At 38.2% G+C, this 20726-nt stretch carries 20 protein-coding genes and 1 tRNA gene; 2 read left to right on the forward strand and 19 right to left on the reverse strand.

The annotated features are described in order from the left end of the window. Positions 1-27: 27 nt before the first annotated feature. The 12 genes from dcuC to ilvB form a co-directional block, all read right to left on the reverse strand. Positions 28-1383, reverse strand: a complete 1356-nt coding sequence (dcuC, locus tag O3607_RS03615) for a C4-dicarboxylate transporter DcuC (protein ID WP_024066598.1) — start codon at positions 1381-1383, stop codon at positions 28-30. Between the two features lie 206 nt (positions 1384-1589). Then, positions 1590-2768, reverse strand: a complete 1179-nt coding sequence (locus O3607_RS03620) for a M20 family metallopeptidase (RefSeq protein ID WP_024066599.1) — start codon at positions 2766-2768, stop codon at positions 1590-1592. Between the two features lie 95 nt (positions 2769-2863). After that, complete coding sequence (locus O3607_RS03625) at positions 2864-3046, reverse strand: hypothetical protein (protein WP_005385822.1); 183 nt, start codon at positions 3044-3046, stop codon at positions 2864-2866. 138 nt (positions 3047-3184) lie between these two features. After that, entirely contained in the window at positions 3185-4372 is a 1188-nt protein-coding gene (locus O3607_RS03630; protein ID WP_024066600.1) for an aspartate aminotransferase family protein, read from the reverse strand. Positions 4373-4462: 90 nt separating this feature from the next. Continuing rightward, positions 4463-5320 (reverse strand): acetylglutamate kinase, encoded by an 858-nt coding sequence (gene argB, locus O3607_RS03635; protein WP_024066601.1) that lies wholly within the window; start codon positions 5318-5320, stop codon positions 4463-4465. Positions 5321-5330: 10 nt separating this feature from the next. Further along, the gene (gene argC, locus O3607_RS03640) at positions 5331-6281 is read right to left on the reverse strand and encodes an N-acetyl-gamma-glutamyl-phosphate reductase (RefSeq protein WP_024066602.1); all 951 of its coding nucleotides are present in this window, start codon (positions 6279-6281) and stop codon (positions 5331-5333) included. A 122-nt stretch (positions 6282-6403) separates the two neighbouring features. Then, positions 6404-7414, reverse strand: a complete 1011-nt coding sequence (argF, locus tag O3607_RS03645) for an ornithine carbamoyltransferase (protein ID WP_129823215.1) — start codon at positions 7412-7414, stop codon at positions 6404-6406. Between the two features lie 31 nt (positions 7415-7445). Beyond that, entirely contained in the window at positions 7446-8630 is a 1185-nt protein-coding gene (locus O3607_RS03650) for a M20 family metallopeptidase (protein ID WP_287514308.1), read from the reverse strand. 344 nt (positions 8631-8974) lie between these two features. Further along, entirely contained in the window at positions 8975-10297 is a 1323-nt protein-coding gene (locus O3607_RS03655) for a fibronectin type III domain-containing protein (protein ID WP_024065860.1), read from the reverse strand. A gap of 94 nt (positions 10298-10391) precedes the next feature. Next, complete coding sequence (locus O3607_RS03660) at positions 10392-10979, reverse strand: carbonic anhydrase (protein ID WP_105089499.1); 588 nt, start codon at positions 10977-10979, stop codon at positions 10392-10394. 162 nt (positions 10980-11141) lie between these two features. Then, positions 11142-11654 (reverse strand): acetolactate synthase small subunit, encoded by a 513-nt coding sequence (gene ilvN / locus O3607_RS03665; protein WP_024064414.1) that lies wholly within the window; start codon positions 11652-11654, stop codon positions 11142-11144. Between the two features lie 8 nt (positions 11655-11662). Next, positions 11663-13390: a biosynthetic-type acetolactate synthase large subunit gene (gene ilvB / locus O3607_RS03670; protein ID WP_129823218.1), complete on the reverse strand. Its 1728-nt coding sequence runs from the start codon at positions 13388-13390 to the stop codon at positions 11663-11665. Between the two features lie 193 nt (positions 13391-13583). Here ilvB and O3607_RS03675 point away from each other — a divergent pair, with 193 nt between their 5' ends. Continuing rightward, positions 13584-13862: a hypothetical protein gene (locus O3607_RS03675; protein WP_005385785.1), complete on the forward strand. Its 279-nt coding sequence runs from the start codon at positions 13584-13586 to the stop codon at positions 13860-13862. Positions 13863-13911: 49 nt separating this feature from the next. Here the strand turns inward: O3607_RS03675 and O3607_RS03680 are convergent, their stop codons facing one another. The 3 genes from O3607_RS03680 to O3607_RS03690 form a co-directional block, all read right to left on the reverse strand. Continuing rightward, positions 13912-14241, reverse strand: coding sequence for a nitrous oxide-stimulated promoter family protein (locus tag O3607_RS03680; RefSeq protein WP_005385779.1), 330 nt, complete (start codon positions 14239-14241; stop codon positions 13912-13914). A gap of 9 nt (positions 14242-14250) precedes the next feature. Beyond that, positions 14251-15066 carry a class I SAM-dependent methyltransferase gene (locus O3607_RS03685; RefSeq protein ID WP_371443334.1) on the reverse strand — a complete coding sequence of 272 codons (816 nt, stop codon included), beginning with the start codon at positions 15064-15066 and terminating at the stop codon, positions 14251-14253. 360 nt (positions 15067-15426) lie between these two features. Continuing rightward, positions 15427-16182, reverse strand: a complete 756-nt coding sequence (locus O3607_RS03690) for a LemA family protein (protein WP_129823221.1) — start codon at positions 16180-16182, stop codon at positions 15427-15429. A gap of 159 nt (positions 16183-16341) precedes the next feature. Here O3607_RS03690 and O3607_RS03695 point away from each other — a divergent pair, with 159 nt between their 5' ends. Next, on the forward strand, positions 16342-16761 hold the full coding sequence (locus tag O3607_RS03695) for a hypothetical protein (RefSeq protein ID WP_024064268.1): 420 nt from the start codon (positions 16342-16344) through the stop codon (positions 16759-16761). Between the two features lie 83 nt (positions 16762-16844). Here O3607_RS03695 and O3607_RS03700 read toward each other — a convergent pair. The 4 genes from O3607_RS03700 to O3607_RS03715 form a co-directional block, all read right to left on the reverse strand. Next, positions 16845-16919: transfer RNA gene (locus O3607_RS03700), tRNA-Arg, on the reverse strand. A gap of 171 nt (positions 16920-17090) precedes the next feature. Beyond that, on the reverse strand, positions 17091-17549 hold the full coding sequence (locus tag O3607_RS03705) for a low molecular weight protein-tyrosine-phosphatase (protein WP_129823254.1): 459 nt from the start codon (positions 17547-17549) through the stop codon (positions 17091-17093). 36 nt (positions 17550-17585) lie between these two features. After that, positions 17586-18227 (reverse strand): flavodoxin family protein, encoded by a 642-nt coding sequence (locus O3607_RS03710; protein WP_129823222.1) that lies wholly within the window; start codon positions 18225-18227, stop codon positions 17586-17588. A gap of 210 nt (positions 18228-18437) precedes the next feature. Further along, positions 18438-20684, reverse strand: a complete 2247-nt coding sequence (locus tag O3607_RS03715) for an autotransporter outer membrane beta-barrel domain-containing protein (RefSeq protein WP_024066476.1) — start codon at positions 20682-20684, stop codon at positions 18438-18440. Between the last annotated feature and the right edge of the window lie 42 nt (positions 20685-20726).

Consider the following 20726-nt stretch of genomic DNA (forward strand, 5'->3'; position numbering starts at 1 on the left):
ATAACTAATTAGTCTTTTAGATGACAGTTAGTAAAGGAGACATATCCCCACACAACTTGTAAGTAATGCTACAAGAACAGGTACAGCAGTTCGTTTAAGTAAATCTACTGATTTTATATGTGCCACGCCTGCTACGCCAACCATTACAGGACTAATAGGGCTAAGGAATAAGCCTAGGCTTGCACCGTTTTGCATACCAAGCATAGTAGTAATCGGATCAAGGCCTAGATGAGCTACGATATTAGGTACTAGTGGAACCAAAGTAAATAATGGCGCTACATTGCTACCTGTCACCATGCTAAGGCCTAACATGCCGCCCCCTAGCACAGAGGTAAGTCCTATGGAGTTAAGAGATAATGTTTGAAGTGCCCCAAGCAAGGATTCAATAAGACCTAAACTCACTAGTCCTTGTGCAAAGATTTGTCCCCCTATAATAAGTGTCACTGCATAAGAAAACTGATTCCCCATACCTTCAAAGAAAATAGTTGTACTTTTAAGAACTGTACGCAGATTACGATGACGAATTAATTCAGCTAATAAAGCTATACCAAAGGCAAGCATCATAGCAAGGGTAACATTCATCTTCACACCAGGAAAGCCATATTGACTAAAGCCCAAAATAAAACACAATGGCAATAATGGGAATATCATATACGGCTTAGGCCCTATTGGCGCCTCTGGAATACTTTCACAAGCATCTATAACCTTAGGTTCCTCCACCCGGTCACGATATTTCTGCCAGAAAAAGTGTGCTATAGCAGTCACAATGGCGACTAAGAAATAAAGACGCAACTGGTAGCCTACAAAATAGTTTGGCACGGGCATATTCAAGGTCTTTGCAATGAGTAACGTAGATACCGCACCAGGTCCTACGTCCATAAGATGTCCCGTAGCAATAACTGCTGCCGCCCCTACAGGGCTTACACCTAATCGAAGTAACACAGGATACATAGTGACCATCATAAGAAGTGCAAGGCTCAATGGATTAGGTACACAAATGGATAATCCCATATTGAGTAGAAACATAAGGGCCAGTACAATATATGGACGATTTAGACGATATAAAGGACGTATAAATGTATGTGCCAATCTCGTCCCTGCCCCAATATGCTCCATATATTTTGCATAACCAGCACAGGTCATAATCATGAGGCCCAGATTGACTATGTTATTTGATGTCGTTATTCTTACGATATCCATTGCATCAAATATGAGAACTCCTGTGGATTGGTCACCAACTAATATGGCATCAATCCAGCTCGCCTCATAAGCGATGAACATCATAAGAATTCCTAAGCCAATCAAAATAGGTTGTGGCTGGTAGCGCTTCATCAATAAAAAGCCTGTAATAGCAATTATGATGAGACATATAACTATATTCATAAGTACCTCTCATAGAGAATGTATTAGACTTACAGCGGATTTATATCACAAGTACTACACTTGAATTATACTTATATCATACTTATATAATACTTGCATCACATCCAACTTATACCTATATTATACCTATACTATACGGAAAATATAAATAAAAATACAATGAAAAAGCACCATATCCCGTAAGATATGGCGCTTTTATACGCTTACTATTTATGTTCTTGTAACCACTGAATAGCATATTCAGCATATACGGCAGATGCCGCAGATAGTACAGTATCATCCATATTGAATCGATTGTTATGATGATCGTAGGTAGCCTCGATTTCAGGATTTTGAATCCCAATAAAAGCAAAGCATCCTGGTTTATCTTGTAAATACCATGCAAAATCTTCCCCTGGCATTACTTTACGCATTTTAGAAAGCTTGTCTTTACCTAATGTATCAATAACGACACGTTCCGCCAATTCGCTAGATGCAGGATCATTAATAGTAGGCGGTACTTTTTTTACATATTCTAATGTAGCAGTTGCTCCATAGGCTTCAGCAGTATGTTCTACTACGCGTCGTATAGATTCAACATAGTACTCTTCTTGGTCTGGGTCAAAGAATCGAATAGTGCCCCCCATTTTAGCTTCACCAGGGATAACATTCCATTCAGATCCAGAGTGAATGTTACCAATAGTGAGTACAAGAGAATCTAAGGCACTAATATTACGAGACACTACGGTTTGCAAGTTCATGACGATAGCACTAGCTACTACAATGGCATCAATCGCTTGATGTGGCTGTGCACCATGGCCTTGTTTGCCTTTTACATTAATAGTAATCTGACTACTTGCAGCCATACGAGGACCTTCTTCTACAGATATGAGTCCTGCTGGTAAGTCGATCCATACATGGCCACCAAAAATGGCATCTATCTTATCATACCAATCACCAAATTTGATGAAATCTGGCGCCCCTGCCCCAGTCTCTTCAGCAGGTTGGAAGGCTAAATATATATCGCCTTCAATGCGATCTTTCATAGACATTAACATCTTGGCAGCGCCTAACAAAATAGCCATATGACCATCGTGACCACAGGCGTGCATTTTGCCTTCAGTTTCTGATTTATAGTCCACTGTATTATGTTCGTGAACAGGCAATGCATCAATATCAGCGCGCAAAGCAATGGCTTTACCAGGTTTATCACCGTGGATGATACCAACTAAGCCGATGCCACGCTCTGTATCTACATGAACCTCTACGCCCATAGATTCTAATTCTTTAGCCAGTGTCTTAGTTGTTTCAAACTCTTCATTGCTCAGCTCTGGGTGTTTATGGAAATATCTACGCCAATCTTGAACGTAGCCTTTATATTGTTCAATTAAATCGCGACTATGCATGGTATCGCCTCCTTATAAAATCCCTTAATCAAGGGGAATAACAGGGTAAAAGTAAAAGAAAACGACAGGCAGCGCCATGTCGTTTTCTTTATGTCTTATCGGTTGCGCAATACTGCTTGTACCGCCAAGGATACAACAGCTGTTGCAACTGCCACAGCAGCCGTAATTTTTGCTGTTGTGAAAAGTTCTTCTTTTGTAGGTTTTGCTTTTGTAGCAATATCTAATGTTTTTGCTACAGCAGGAACCAATACTTCGTTACGTAAGGATTCTGTATTCATATTTACTCCTCCAATATAGACTGTTTCTTCTAGGGTAACACGAATGAGAACTAAAGTCTATATATTCATCGATTTATTTCAATAATTACACGGTTACGCAACTATTTTAAATGATATTTATAAAAGTTATCCTTAAAATTATTTTGCCGCTAACTCTTCAATAGCTTCAGCTACAATAGCAATCGCTTTTTCCAATTGGTCTTGAGGAATATTAAGAGCTGGTAAAAGACGTACTTTATTTTTCGCAGACAAGCATACAACGCCCTTTTCAAGACATTTCGCAATGACTGCTTTTGGATCTACTGTAGTTTCAATACCAAGCATAAGGCCCATGCCGCTCACACCTAGAATACCAGGTTTGCCTGCTAAGGTAGTTTTTACATAGTCTCCTTTTGCTTTTACAGAATCTAAGAATTCTGGTGTTAAACGATTAATGATAGTATTGCCTGCTGCCGCACAGATTGGATTGCCACCAAAGGTTGTAGCATGTGCACCAGCATTTAACACATATTGCATCTTTTCATTGAATAATGTAGCCCCCATAGGAAGGCCACCTGCTAAACCTTTTGCAGTAGATACTACATCTGGCTCAATGCCAAATTGTTGGTATGCGTATAGACTACCAGTACGACCATTACCAGTTTGTACTTCATCGATTAACACGAGTTGATCGTGTTCATGAGCATATTTTGTAACGGCTTGTACAAACTCTTTATCTAGTGGCATAACGCCACCTTCACCTTGAATAGGTTCCATCATGATGGCACAAACTGCAGGATTATCAAGAGCTTTTAAAGCTGCATCAATATCATTAGCTGGTGTATGAATAAAACCTTCTGTAAATGGGAAGAAATGTTGATGGAATACATCTTGGCCTGTAGCAGACAAGGTAGTAATAGTACGACCATGGAAGCTATTAATCAAGGTGACGATGACATGACGACCTTCACCGTATTTGTCATGGCTATATTTACGAGCTGCTTTGATAGCACATTCATTAGACTCTGCACCAGAGTTAGAGAAGAATACCTTCTTCATACCCGTTTTAGCGCATAGTTGTTTTGCCAATTCAATTTGTGGCAAAGAATAGTATAAATTAGAGATATGGTTCAACGCATGAGATTGTTTTGTCACGGCCTCTGTCCATTCATCGTCATCGACACCAAAAGCTGTTACGCCGATACCAGATCCAAGATCGATGTATTCTTTACCATTTACATCCCATAAAAGAGAACCTTTACCCTTTTCAAAACATACATTAAACCGGCCATACGTATTGGCTATATATTCTTTATCTTGTTGTTCAAAATCGATTGTATTACTCATTACATCCTCCGAACGTACGGTCGTGCCGTCGTCTATCTATATGAAAGGTAACGATGGCAATAAATATTTACCATCGCTATACCTACTATATTACTTTACAAACATGGTGCCAAGACCTTCATCAGTCAATAGCTCGATAAGAATGGCATGTGGAATCTCACCATTGATGATAAACACCTTTTGAGCTCCTGATTTGATGGCCTCTAAGCAGCAATCCACTTTTGGGATCATACCGCCAGCGATAATCCCCTCTGCTTTTAATTGATCCGCCTCTGCCATAGTAATTTTAGAGATTAAAGAATTAGGATCATGTACATCACGTAGCACACCATCAATGTTTGTCATAGCCACCATTGTTTCCGCCTTAAGGGCACCGGCAATTTTTGCGGCTACTGTATCAGCATTGATATTATATGTCTTGCCATCAGCCCCCATACCAATGGAAGAAATGACAGGAATATATCCTCTACTGATAACATCATCGATAATACTTGTATCAATCGTATCGATAGAACCTACATAACCAAGCTCATCATTTTGTTTATGAACTTGAATCATATTACCATCCACACCACAGAGACCAACAGCCTTACCACCAAGGTCTGTTAAATCTGCTACAAGGCCTTTATTAACCTTGCCGGCTAATACCATTTGTACTACATCCATTGTCGCTTCATCTGTGACACGCAAGCCATTTGCAAAATGGGACTCAATTTTCATGGCATCTAGTGTGCTATTAATAGCTGGACCACCGCCATGAACGAGCACAACTTTTACCCCTACCAATTGAAGTAGCATTAAATCCTTCATAACAGATTTTTTTAATTCTTCATCAATCATAGCATTGCCGCCATATTTAACGACAACATATTGATCTGTATATTGTTTAATATATGGAACGGCCGCAGTTAAGATATGCGCCCGCATTGCATTTGTTACGTCCTTCATAGTTCCCTCTCTAACCTAGTGCTAGACCTGTATCCTCAGGCAAACCTAAAGCAATGTTCATACATTGAACAGCAGCACCAGAGGCACCTTTGCCTAAATTATCGAAAATAGCATGAACCATAATGCGTTCATCGTTGCCAGTCACATAGATTTTCATGCTATCTGTGTTGCTCAATTGATTGGCATTTAACATGCCTGTATTACTGTTCTCAGTAAATGGTACGACAGTAATGATCGGACTACCTTTATAAAAGTTTTCCAATGCCTGTTGCACTGTCTCAATGCTTATTGGCTTTTGACATAAACGACTGTGAATACCTACCGTTACTTCCATGCCAGAATAATAATCATCAACGATAGGAATAAAAATAGGTGCTTCACTAAGACCACACACATGCTGTACCTCAGGCAAGTGCTTATGTTGTTGACTAAGACCATATTGACGCGGTGCATAGAGGAAATAATCCTTCGGTTCACTTTCATATTGGCCAATCATCTTTTTACCACCACCGCTATAGCCTGTTAAGGATGTGATAGTGAAAGGATACTCTGTTGGTACAAGACCAGCTTTTACAAGAGGTGCAATACAAGCAATCATCCCACTCGCATGACAACCAGGGTTAGCAATATGTTTTTTAGTAGCGATGGCGGTTTTATAATCCGCACCGAGTTCTGGGAAGCCATAAGCCCAATCAGCAGCCGTTCTAAAGGCAGTCGATGTATCAATTACCTTACATGGTAATTCACCGATAGCAGCCATGATTTCTTTAGATGCCACATCAGGCAAGCAGAGAAATACAATATCTGCCTCTTTAGCTACCTCTTTAATAGCCTCTACATTTTTACGATCCTCATCAGCTGTAGCTAATAATTCTATATCTTTTCTATCGGATAACCGTTCATGAATTCTTAAACCTGTTGTGCCTTCATGACCGACAATAAATACTTTATAGGGTGTCATAGTAAACCTCAATTCTCACCTATTGGTGACTCACACCTATTTATACAACTCTCAGTTATTACTTTCATCGATTATAAATAGGAAACAAACTATACGATTCATCACCTTCTAGGGAGATGAAATTATTTCAAAGGATAGTCACTAAATGTAGCAACCATAACAGCTTTGATAGTATGGAGACGATTTTCTGCTTCTTGGAAGGCTAAGGAGTTTGGACCTTCAAATACCTCTTCCGTTACCTCAATACCATTCATGCCGAACCGTTCAAAGATATCTTTACCAACTTGAGTTTCTGTATTGTGGAATGCTGGCAAGCAGTGACAGAATTTGGTATTTGGATTACCAGTTAATGCCATCATTTCAGCGTTAACTTGGAATGGTTTAAACGTATTGATACGTTCTTCCCACATATCGTATGTATCACCCATAGTTACCCATACACCTGTATAGATTACATCTAAGCCTTTAACACCTTCCGCTACATCGTCTGTATATGTGATGGTAGCACCTGTTTCTTTTGCAACTTTTAAACATTCTTCATAGAATGGACCGGCTGGCCAGTATTGTTTAGGACCGATAAGTCTGAAATCCATACCCATTTTAGCGGCGCCACTCATTAAGGCATTACACATATTAGATTGACCATGCCCCACATAAGCATAAGAGATTTCATTCAATGGTTTATCAATATTTTCTTGAAGCGTCAAAAAATTCGCTAATGTTTGTGTAGGATGATCCATATCGGTAAGGCCATTCCAAACAGGTACGCCAGAATAATCAGCTAATGTATCTACATCGGCTTGATCAAAACCTCTAAACTCGATAGCATCATACATAGATCCTAGAACACGAGCTGTATCTTTTAAGGATTCCTTTTTATTCATTTGGGAACCTGTAGGGCCAAGATATGTCGTATGAGCACCTTGATCTGCAGCACCTACTTCAAAGGCACAACGTGTCCGTGTAGAGTCTTTTTCAAAAATTAATGCAAAGTTTTTACCTACTAATGTTTTGATTTCTTTGCCTGCTTTTTTATCGGCTTTTAATTTTGCAGCCAAGTCCAAGAAGTATTTAATTTCTTCTGGTGTGTATTGAAGCATTGTTTTAAATGATGTATGTTGTAAACTCTTCATGATAACCTCTTATTTCAAACTACTTATTTAACTACTTTTCTTGTAAAAATTCGGCGGCAATAGCAGCCATCATTGTTATACCAGTTTCCAGGATGCTTTCATCAATGGTGAAAGCCTCATTATGCAAGGCCGGATTACCTTCAAATCCAGTACCTAACCAAAGGAAAGCACCTTTTATTTTATGAAGATACGCGGAGAAGTCCTCTGCAGCCATAGACGGGAATTCAGGATGTACCACCGCTTCTTTACCAAGATATTTCTCTACAATAGATGTGGCATAATCGATGGCATCCGGATCATTGATGGTAGCTCCATGACCACGTTTATAATCTAAGGTACTCTTTGTTTTTAATAACATATCGAGAGCTTGTAAACTTTCACCAAGACGTCGTTCTATATAATCCCGTTTTGCTGGTTCATAAGTACGACAAGTACCTTCTAGATATACATCGCCACAGCCTACATTGTATCTGTCGCCCCCCTTGATAACACCGATGGTACATACTAGATTTTCCATTGGATTCGTTTCACGAGCCACAATAGATTCTACGTTTACAATCCAGTTTGCGGCTGCTACGATGGCATCTACCCCATTATGAGGCTCCGCTCCATGGGTCGATTTCCCTTTAATATGGACGAGGAAGTGATCCGATGCAGCCATCAAATTACCTTTTTTTAGACCTACCGTACCAACCGGTAATTGTGGCCATACATGAAGGCCATATATTTCATCTACATCATCAAGAATGCCGCTATCTACAATACCTTGTGCACCTGGGAATAATGCTTCCTCTTCGGAAGGCTGGAATACGAGCTTTACGGTGCCATGCAATTGGTCTTTAATAGACTGTAAAATGGCTGCTGCACCAAGCAAAATCGCAATGTGGCTATCATGACCACAAGCATGCATAACGCCGTCATTTTCTGATGCAAATGGCAATCCAGTAGTTTCATGTATGGGTAAGGCATCTATATCAGCACGCAATGCAATGACTGGTCCAGGTTGAGTCCCTTCGATTTTACCGATAACGGCATAATCAGAAACATCATTTACAAAAGGTATACCTAATTCACCAAGAACCTTTTGAATAAATAAGGATGTATTTTTTTCTTCACCAGATAATTCTGGATGACTATGAATATGTCTACGCCATGCTACAACTTGTTCTTTATATTGTGCGGCATATTTCTTGATCAAATCTTGTAATGTATTCATTACTCTATCTCCTTTATACACTATATGTATGTTTTATACATTATTAGCGTATTTTTATAACCTATGTACGTATTATAATACTATCAGTCGTTTTATTCAAGTTTTATACAAATTTTCTGTATTTTTATTTGTTATACTATGAATTAATTTTTATCATAGTCCTTAGAACTGTAATTTACATGAACTTAATTTAGCATATAAAATATATAATAAATATATAATTATCATTTATATGTTTACCTATTTAAACTATAAATCAGAGAAAACTATTTGTATAAACACACAAAAAAGACACCTTCCAAGGAAGGTGTCTTTTGCTTATATATTCTTATATTCTTGTGCTTCTATTTCTCTATAACCGACTCATCTAGCTGTGTACCGTCTGGTAAGAAAGCTTTTACTATCAATTTATTCGGTGTAACAGTCATCGTCATATAGTTATTCTTATCTCGATCCGGTGCCACATATACATCTAAAGGATGTTCTTTCCACTTAGGGCGACGAGCATCTCCGGCAATACCAGTCAGAATATATAATGGTCCCGAAGCATTTCGATCAAAGTTGCGTACATGGCCTCTATTACGATAAGAATGTAAATGAGCTGACAACACTAAATCTACATTAAACTCATCAAAGATAGGCATAAACAATACGCCCTCTTCGTTGAATCCTACATCACGACTTGCACCAGGGCGGTCAAAGGCATATTGGAATGGATCCCGATGCATGAGGACTACGGTCCACTTTTTAGTATTAGCTGCTAAATCTTGGCGTAGCCACTGAATCTGTACATCGTATAAATCAGGATGATGCGTATCATGGTTATCCTCATGATTGCTTTCATATAACATTGTATCTAATACAACGTAATGAACATCACCGAAGTCATAGGAATAATAACGACGATTAAAAATTTCATTTCCATTAGGCGGTACTGCGAAGTAATTCAAATACGCATAAGGCTCGCGCATTTTCCAATCTAATGTATACATCTCATGATTGCCTAAGGTCGTTGCTAACGGCACATTAGCACTCAATGGTCTAATGGAATTTAACCAAGTGCGCCATTGATAGTCTTGTTCCCCATTATCTACAAGGTCCCCCATACTAATATACAGGGCTGTCCTTGGATTGCGATGTGCTGAGTCCTTTACAATCTCTTCCCATTGAGAATAATCCCCCGACTGAGAGTCTGGATATATGAGCACATCATAGACACTAGCGCCAGCCGTTTCCAGAGAGTACCAATCACTACGGCGATCACTGCCATAACCAACGCGATATTCATATTTAGTATTAGGTGTTAAACCTGTCAAAGTGCCCTCATGGATATAGGTGGTACTGCCGTCATCAGTAAAAGCTTTATCCGTTGCCCCTATCGTTTGAGTATTTTCAGAACCTGCTAGACGATACTCTATTACCGCATCAGCTTCGCTGCTATCTGATTGCCACATAATAGTACGACTCGTGCTGTTATCTTGAGCTACAATTTGTCGAATGTAACGGCCTTCAGAATTAAGGAGCGGTTTTATTTCTTGACCACTCACAACAGCTGCAGTCCGTGCAATTCGACTGTATATAGTATCCCTATATACATAGCTACCTACAATAGCACCAACCACGGTAATAATAGCTAGTAAGGATATAATTAATCTTTTTTTGTTCATATAATTCCTTTATTAACTAAACTGTTTGACTAATATTTAATATGAACACATTATAAAACTTAAACTTAACTTTAAGTCAAACAAGATTTACCTACTATTTTTCGTAATATTGCTTCATTTGTGTATAGCCATTAACGATGACTTCAATTTCACCTGTTCTAGGATGGAAGATAAGACCGTGAATAGGTACGTCTTTCGGAATCAAAGGATTCATACGCAATTCGTCTACAGTGTCTTCTACATTTTCAGCAGGGTGTGTAAATCCATCTGCCCAGCGTTCCATTTCTTTACGGACCATATGAATCGCTTCTGGTGCAATACCACGAGCCAACATTTTTTCTGTTAGATCTTTTGCCGTAGTTTTTGCCATACCACATTCGTGATGACCAATGATAAAGATTTCGTTAACGCCTAGCTCATAAATACAAACAAGTAAACTACGTACAACGCCATCAAAGGGCCCTGTAATACAGTTCCCTGCAGTCTTTACGATTTTCGCTTCACCGCGGCCAATATCCATGGAATCTTCTAAGAAGTTAACAAGACGTGTATCCATGCATGTAACGATTGCCATTTCTCGACTAGGCATCTTACTGCATTTAGTATCTGTTTCTACATAACCTGTATTTTGATCTTCTACATATTCTCTATTATGGGCTAAAATATCATCTAATAAACTCATAGTACCTCCTATATAAAAAGACCTTGGCATACAACCAAGGTCTCTATATCAATAATGGTCGATATAAATATTATATCATATTCAGTTGTATCCATTCTAAATCACTACTAGTCTTATATCATTATTCTCCAAAAATAGATTTAGAATAATTAGAGTTAAAACTTATCTATCAGGTGTAGATAGTGCTTCGATAGCTACGCTACCACCGCGTACAACTTCAATACGATTAACAAACATATCTTTAAATAGAGCAATCATATCGTTATTTTTGGATACTGTTTTTACACATTGTACGAGAACAGATTTGCGGTTATAATCAACTACCAACAAGTCAAAGGTTTGAGCAATGCGGAAGATTTCTTGTTTATCTGCTTCTTTGCAACTGTTGACCTTAATAAACAATAGTTCTTTCTTTGTAATCCGCATATCTGTAAAGTCGATAACCTTAATCACCTCTACACTGCGATTAAGCTGTTTAATGATTTGTTCGTATGTCAAATCATCGCATGTGAGCTCAATGGTCATACGAGACATGGTAGGATCTTCCGTTTCCCCTACAGTCAATGTATCAAGGTTATAATTTTTACCTGCGAAGAGGCCTGAAATTTTAGCCAATACGCCGATTTGGTTCTCTACATACGCTGAAATACAGCGTTTTTCCATATGTAATTCCATAGCCCCTCCTATTTTTTATCCTTTAATAACATATCGCTTAAAGACTTGCCCGCTGGTACCATTGGCAAAACATTAAGTTCTGTAGGAATGATAAATTCAAGTAAGGTTGGTCCATCTTTGAAAGTATCTGCCAATTGGAAGCCCTTTTCGATATCCTCTAGCTTAGTAATGCGCATTGCCTTTGCACCATAAGCTTCTGCCAATTGTACAAAGTTTGGAACGTATTCAAACTCAGCATTATCGATCATATCACGTGTCACAATAGAGCTTTCATCCATCAACAAATTAGTACAAGCATATCGTTTGTCGTAGAACAATTGTTGCCATTGGCGTACATTACCAAGGAAGCCATTATTCAAAATGATGAGAGTTACTGGTAAACGGTAATGCATAGCTGTGGCAAATTCTTGGATATTCATTTGTACGCCACCATCACCACAGATAGCAAACACTCGTTTATCAGGGTTGCCAATTTGAGCCCCTAACGCCGCTGGGAACCCATAGCCCATCGTGCCAAGGCCACCAGATGTCAACATTTGGTGTTGTCCTTTAATTTCGAGGAACTGAGTAGTCCACAATTGATTTTGTCCTACATCAGTAGCAACAATAGGTCGTGCATAGTGGTTATTAATATAATCAATAACAATTTGAGGTGTTAAGCCTTCTTCACCAGCTTGTGTAACAGGGCGGTCAGCCTTAAGTTGTTGTAATTGTGCAGGCCATTCACCAAGATCATGAGGTTCAATATATTCTAATAATTTTTCAATAGCTAATTTAGCATCTGCTACAATCGGAATATCTACCTTAATATTTTTAGAAATAGATGCTGCATCCACATCAATATGGATAATCTTACAATTTTGTGCAAAGGTACTTAACTTGCCTGTAATACGGTCGTTAAAGCGTGTACCAATAGAAATCATTACATCACAATCAGTGAGTGCCACATTCGGTGCATAGCCACCATGAATACCAATATTGCCGAGATATAAAGGATGTCGACTATCGATAGCACCTTTCCCCATCAATGTAGTTACAACAGGAATGCCTGTTTTTTCTACTAGCTTCATCATGAGGTCGTTAGCACCACTAATGCTAACGCCACCGCCTAATAAGAATAGTGGTCGTTTAGCCTTGCTGATAATAGAGCATGCTTTTTTTACTTGTCCTACGTGAACTGTTGTATTAGGTTTATAGCCACGAATATTGACTTCTGATGGATACTCATCAGAGCCCATAGCCTTTTGAATATTTTTCGGAACATCCACCACTACAGGACCAGGACGACCAGTACGGGCAATATAAAAGGCTTCTTTCAAAATACGCCCTAGCTCTTTACGATCACGAACGGTAACAGCATATTTACAGATATTGCGTACAATACCAACCGTATCCACCTCTTGGAATGCGTCATTGCCCATGAGGCCCAAGTCTACTTGACCTGTAATACAAACAAGAGGAACACTATCAGCGTATGCTGTAGCAATACCTGTCACAAGGTTTGTAGCACCTGGTCCAGAGGTTACCATGCACACCCCTACTTTACCTGTACTGCGAGCATAACCATCTGCTGCATGAGCCAATGCTTGCTCATGACGTGGCAAAATTACTTTTACCTTATCTTGTTTATATAATTCATCCATGATATCAATGGTTGCTGCCCCAGGATAGTTGAATAGTATATCTACCTGCTCCTCTTGAAGGGCCTTCACCACATATGCTGCGCCTGAAATCATAGGTGCCTCCTTAACTATGTAAAAAATGCATATCGCATTCTCAATATTCTCATTCGATATATCTAAAAAATTGAATATCTTATATAGATGTGTTATACTCAGTAGTGTACCACATGTTGTGGTACATGAGTATGTAATAAATCTCAAATTATAGAAATATATATTAATTTTGTCTGGAAAGGACTGTAAAACCATGAAAGAAATCTTAGGTTTCCACTTAAACGGTTGCCCTTATTGTGCAAATGCATTCCGTGCTATCGATGAACTTGTTGCAGAAAACCCTGCATATGCAGACATTCACATCAACTGGGTTGAAGATCAAGACGCTCATGAGCTCTTCAAAACTCACCCTTATGAGTACTATCCAAACTTATGGTTCGACCTCGACAAACAATATGAGGCTCAACCTGGTGAAAGCTATGACCAAACAAAAGCATTAATCAAAGCTGTATTGGACAAAGCAATCGCGTAAGATTATTACATGAAAATGTGATAAAACCATTAAAAAGAGGCTAGCATGGCTAGCCTCTTTTTTTGTCTTTCCATTCAAGATACATATGTCTAATGACTTGGATCGGCGATACCAGTAACATCCTTGGTCCACCATAACGCATAATTTCACGGATTTTTTCACGATAATTAGGTGCATAGCAATGGGTTTTACATACACTACAGAATGTTTTACTTTCCATATGAGGACATGCATCAATGCGATGCTCCGCATATTCCCAAACCTGCTCGCAAGCCTCACATAGCTGCCCCTTAGGAGTATGGTGCTTATTATGACAATAGATGCCAATAATTTGGTACATAGTTTTTAGTTCTAACTTACGTTTTTCATCAACTGTCATACTACCCTCCTATTTCACAGACCATGATACCCATGCCACTTTATCAACTGTTTTATTATGGATTTCTCCATTAATGGCTAATGGTTCAATGAGATTCCTAATTTCTACTTTCATATCTTCTATATCGCCCCATGTATTATTATGAAGTCGCATAGCAAAGTAATTAACCGCTTTATCAAGGCTCATAACCTCTGTTTCAGGCACTGTTTTATAAGTCACTTTTACATTATGTCCTATTTCATGGATAACATCTAAACATGCTTTCATCTTACCATCCCAAGGAAATGAATCGCGACCAAAGAAATGTTCAGATAACATATCTACCGTTTTATCACTGCGTTCACTAAAAGCAATCCACAAGCATTTGTCCTTACTTGATTCATGCACGGCGCGAATGTTTTCTACATCAAACATGATAGGGCAAAAAATACTATATGTTAAATCAAAGGTTTTATCCCATTTTAGTTCACGGCGAGTTTCATCAGACCACGGTGCAATATACAAGCTAAGATCTAAACCTTCTGCCTCTGCTAATAGTTTAGCACCTCTAATCATACCGTCAGATAAATCTATACCTGTTGCCTTATAGCCTTCACGAGCCAATCCTAATGCATAGTCACATACACCACAGCCAATATCAAGGGTACAACCGTCTTTAGGGGGCAAAAGATTTTCATTCTTCAAGAAGGATAAAAACTCTGTAACCTGCGCCTTACGATCGTCCCGATTGTGCATTTCTACAAAGTAATTAGATCGATTATTCCACGCATCTTGCTCATCACGCCAAGTTTTGTCGACGGTGAGTTCTTGTATTCTATTTGTCATTCTATCTCCTCTGTATCACTACATCAAAACTATGCAATGATACAATTTAGTACTTTATTAATCTTAATTAGATAATCTATATGTTATTCATCACGTCCTATATGCCTAGTGTTCCAGCTAGGATGTTCAGATTTTCACAAGGACATTTTTATTGTACATCATTCTCAAAATAAAATGTGTTACTCAAATCACATTTACACGTTATCTTGATATTATTAAATATATATTTTTACATAAATGCTATATTAGACGGTATTTTCAAAAACAAAAAAACTCCACTCAACGAGTGGAGTCTTTTATCTCTCATTTTACAAATAGATTTATATACTATCTGCTCATATACATCAATTGAATATATGATTACTTCTCTTCTTGTTTCTCTACTGAAGCAGACGCCTCTTCAATTTTAGGAGCTTCTGTTTCAGTTTTCTCTTCAGTCTTTACACTCTCATTATTAGAAGAAGATTCACGCTCTTGTTTAAGATGTTCTTCTCTCTTCGCTTGTGCTTCTTGCTCGCGTTTTTCAAAGGATTCTCTAATTTTATCTGTTGTATCCTTCAACTTGTCTGTGCCCTTTATAGCAAGATCTTTAATTGCTTCTGGATCAGCACCACTAAATTCAGCTAAAGCCTCTTCATTATTTGGATCAAAGAATGGAGCCTGTTTAAATCCCAATAAGGATGCTACAAATACCATTGGAATTTGGGCAATCTCACTATTATACTCTTTTACTTGGAAGTTATAAGTCTCACGTTTATTAGAAATGAACGTTTCATTTTCACTAATCGCTTCTAAGAATTTACTATATTGAGTATTGGCTTTTAACTCTGGAAATTGATTAGCTAAAGCTGTAATATTTTGAACTGCTTTTGCTGTTTCACGAGCCATATCTACAAAGTTATCAGACACTTTTAATTGAATTAATTTTTCATAATCATCATACTCATTTACAAGACCTGTAAACTGATTAACAATAGCTACTTTTTTCTCGTAAGCAACGATAATATTGGCACGTGCCTCTTTAATCTCTACAGTCAATTTTTGTAGTAAATTGTATTGCTTAACAAAAAAGAAAATTAAGAATATAATTATAAAAAATATAAGCGTAGAAAACATAGAACTCTCTCCATTTCGATTACAAATAACCATGCAATTTTGAGATTATTATACATATGTAAGATATAACCAATATGAAATTTCATTCATGAAGTGATATAAAATGATTTCATACATTACTTATATTTATTATAATAGAGATAAGGAGGACTTAATTGTATGGGAAAATATATGTTAATCCTTATGTTTCTATTGATCGCTATTGCTGTAGTTTTTGCTACTTATAACTTATCTATAATCAGATCTATGCCTCCTGGAGAGCGTTATAAACTTCTTTACTTTAAGGATGATCAAGTCTCTATAGGCATTGGCTTAGTAAGAAGAACATTTAAATTTAGCGATATTCGTGAGGTACGTTTTTCTAAAGGAAAACAATTCCGTAGTATGGGTAGCTGGGCCGGCAGAATGCAAATTTGTAAACTAAATGGTAAAACAAGCCGTTGGATAGAATTTGATGGTACTGTCTATTACAAAAAGATGGTATATATAACTAATGAAGAAATCATTGATAAATCAATAGACTTACTGATGAATGAATTTCAAGCACGAGGAATTCGTTGTACTAAATATAGATGCTAACATATAATTTTCTGAACTATACATCAACCTAAAGAATAAAGACACATAAAAAGGCTTCTCGAAATTTCGAGAAGCCTTTTGTTTGGTGCGCCTAGCAGGAATCGAACCTGCGCACCCGGTTCCGGAGACCGGCGCTCTATCCCCTGAGCTATAGGCGCATGAATACCTAAAAATTATACCATATTACGTTATGGTTCGATAGTATAAAGTATAAAGCAAGATAGTCTGTATATAGAAAAGACCTTACTATTAAATCAATTCAAGATTGGAATAACTATAGTTAAACTCAATCACTATTGCTACATCATCTAATAGTAAGGTCTTTATATTTATATTTTTTCTTTAATCAACGCTAATAGAGCATCACAGCTACGACTGACATCATCATAGGTTTCATCAAAATTTCCCGTATACCAAGGATCCTTTACATCTCGGCTTTCACCAACAAAAGACATGGCCTTGAATACCTTAGAATCTAAATCATCACCAATAATTCGTTTTAAATTTCGCCTGTTGTTTTCATCCATAATAATGAGGTAATCGAAGTTGTGATAGTCATCAACAGTTACTTGACGAGCCTTACGACGAGTATAAGGAATACCCATTTCATCTAGTTTTTGCTTAGTCCCATAATGGGTGTCGTTTCCTATCTCCTCACGAGATGTGGCGGCAGACTCAACATAAATAGAATCGCTAAGTCCAGCTTTCGCAACGATATGCCTCATATAAAACTCAGCCATAGTTGAACGACAAATATTACCATGACAAATGAATAAAATTTTAACCATCATAATTCCTCTAGTAACTCAACCATCGATAAGTTATTAACGCACAAAGTTCGTAGATACTTTTTTCTCTTTATCTGTATCTGGATATGGCACACCTTGTTCCTTAGCTACAGCAAAGCTACGCATCATCCAAACCATATTTCTAGCCAAGTTGCGCATTGTTTGCATACCTTCTTCATCTTGCTTAGCATCTTCGGCTACTAGACCATGGCTAATATTCCAATATGTAGAGCCTGCAATTGGCATTTGAGAAATACCAAAGTATTTATTAAGTACATCAAAGGAAGCCGTTGTACCACCGCGACGAGCTACGGCGATAGATGCACCTGGTTTAAAGGCAAATGGATTGGGCTTTACACTTTCTGCACTGAAGAATACGCGATCTAAAAAGGATAAAATACGTCCACTCGGATGCGCATAGTATACAGGTGTTGCAAAGATAAAACCATCTGCATCCTTCGCTTTTTCTACGAAGGCATTTACATCATCATCCTTAAATACACAATCGCCATGCTCAGAACAATAGCCACATTGAATACAATCACGGATAGGTTTATTGCCTAGCTGAATGACCTCTGTATCTACATTGGCTTCACTAAATACCTTTTGTACCTCTTGTATAGCTTGCATTGTTGTACCGTTTATATGGCTACTACCATTTACGATTAGAACTTTCATATTATATCCTCCTAACTCTTACTTAAGAAGTTACACATTAACTAGCCTTTATATACTATCACAGAAATACAAAATTGTTAAAGTCTGTCCATCACAGCAAGCCAGTTAATATTGTCTATTTGCCGCTATAGAATAATTCACATAAACACTTTTACAAAAAAACTCTGTAGCAACTCAATTCCAGCTACTACAGAGTTTTCATATATTTAATTAGAAGTTATGTCTAACGCCGGCATCGATACGCCATGTATTATCTATGGTAGCACCAAAGTTTTTAGTGAATGTACCATATAGATATGTACTAGGACGAACGCTCCAAGAACCGCCGATTTCCGCATCAAGCCATGTATCCTTTAAATCTACAGTTGTTTGTACTGTTGGATTACCTAGTGCAGAATATGTAGTATTTACCTTACCAGAGAATTCATGAGCTAGTGCTAGTTTTGCAAAGATATTAGATTTTTCTGTTTCTTTACCAATACCAATGCCAAGTCTACCTACAGCAGAGTTTACAGCATCAGATTTCACATGCATGGATCCGCCGCCTGCAATAGCCGCATCATAGGATACACCATTTAAACGACCTAGAATAAATTCTACACTAGGGTCGATATAGAAACCATTTTGTTTTTTAATACGTTTGCCATATTCAGCACTCAAGGATGTACCAAATGTATGGTAGTTACCATTCAAACGTTGGCCGCTCATAGAGTTAAGGCTATAGTCGTTGGATAATCTATTACCACGAGCGATGATATCTATATAACGACCATCGTCATGTTGTTTTGTCCCATATAAGGCTATACCACCTAACTTGCCGTCGCCACTGCCGTTGGCATAAGAGTTACTAGATGTACTGTAATCTAGGGCACCGCCGAAAATCCAGCCATTGGAGGCTTTATGATCATACCCGATTTGTACGCCATTGTATGTCATATGTGCATCAGCACCATCTGTAATCTTAGATTTACCACCTATATATTTGGCCCATACTCCTTTATCTGTATTAGCTAGACGAAGATCACCTAAACGACGTTGTAAATCATTCGTATTATTTTTCCACGCCATAACTGTTGAAGTAAGGGCTGATTTTGTACCACTCACCAAAGATGATTCACTACTACGAGTAATCTTTGTTGTATCATCTACAACGAGATGCCCTTGTCCGTCAAAGTGATCCGTCCCAAGTTCTGCAACAGCACTTGGACTTGTAATACCTTCATTAATTTGAATGGTTGTACTTAGCTTCTTATCATTGCCTGTATATTGTAATTTCTCAGCTAATGCTTGAATATCCTTTTTGTAGCTTGCATCGTCGATGATATTACCGGAATGGTCGCCTTTCATTGTAATATGGCTATTATCCGCCGCATGTTCAACGACGATTTGCCCTTTTCCAGCTTCGCTTGCTGGTACGCCAGATTTATAAATAGCATTCACATAACCGCTATAGTTCTGAATTGTTATAGGCCGCGCATCGATAGGATGAATGTTACCTGCTGCAGTTGGGTTAACACCACCTACAAGATTGCGAACCTTACTGCCCTTGTATAGGTACGCTGCATTATCCCCTGATGGACGTTCTTTTTTAGGTGTAGGACGCTCCATACCAATCCACTCATTATTCCAAGTGGCACCATTTTGTAAGTAAATATCTGCACCAGAATTATGAGGGTTTTTATTGCTTTCAGCATATTCATTTAATACAGCACCGATGAGGCTAGAGTTTGGTGTTGTGAAAGCTAAACCTACATTCGTCGGTTCTTCATTATGGTTTGGATCGCGGCCATAATCCTTGTTGATAAGGCCCACATTACCAACAGCAACTAAGTCATGAGTGCCTGGATGTTTGCCATCAGCGCCTGCATTAACATATACATCCCCTTCTTCTGCTACTACAGAATAGGTATCAGATGTTTCTACAGGATGAGTGATAATCTTACCGCCTCCATCAACAAGGATATGACCTCGTTGATTGACTTGTAAACCAGAGCCGATAGCATCGATATCCACATTACCTTTAACATGAATATTGGTATCCCCAAAATCTCGGTCCGGATTATCCTTGCTAAGACGTGGCACCTTCCCACCGTAACCAGCATAGACTGCACTCATATAATAATGACCTAATTCTCGCTTCGATGCTGGTGCATCATTCTTTAATCGTACGATAAGGTCTTTGTCTACCGTTAGTTGTGAACCAAAGCCATTATAAATACCTGTAACATTCTTGCTTTTACCAGCCTCTGTTAAACTTTTACCATGTATATTAACTGTTAATGTATCCTCTATGTGTTTAACCTCAGGTTGCGTTTGTACTGGTGAGCCCATTGTTAACCCCAGCAACTCCTCTGCTTTATCGCTTGTTACAGTAATTTCTGTTGCTATCGCAGAATAAGATATACCAGTTAAAACTAAAGCAGCCATCACAGCGGATAAATGGCGATGTAACTTCATAATAATCTCTCCTTTTACTTACCTTGTAGGTAAGCGTCCTCA

This window comes from Veillonella sp. 20925_1_51 (assembly GCF_041431445.1).
Taxonomy (GTDB): Bacteria; Bacillota; Negativicutes; order Veillonellales; family Veillonellaceae; genus Veillonella; species Veillonella nakazawae.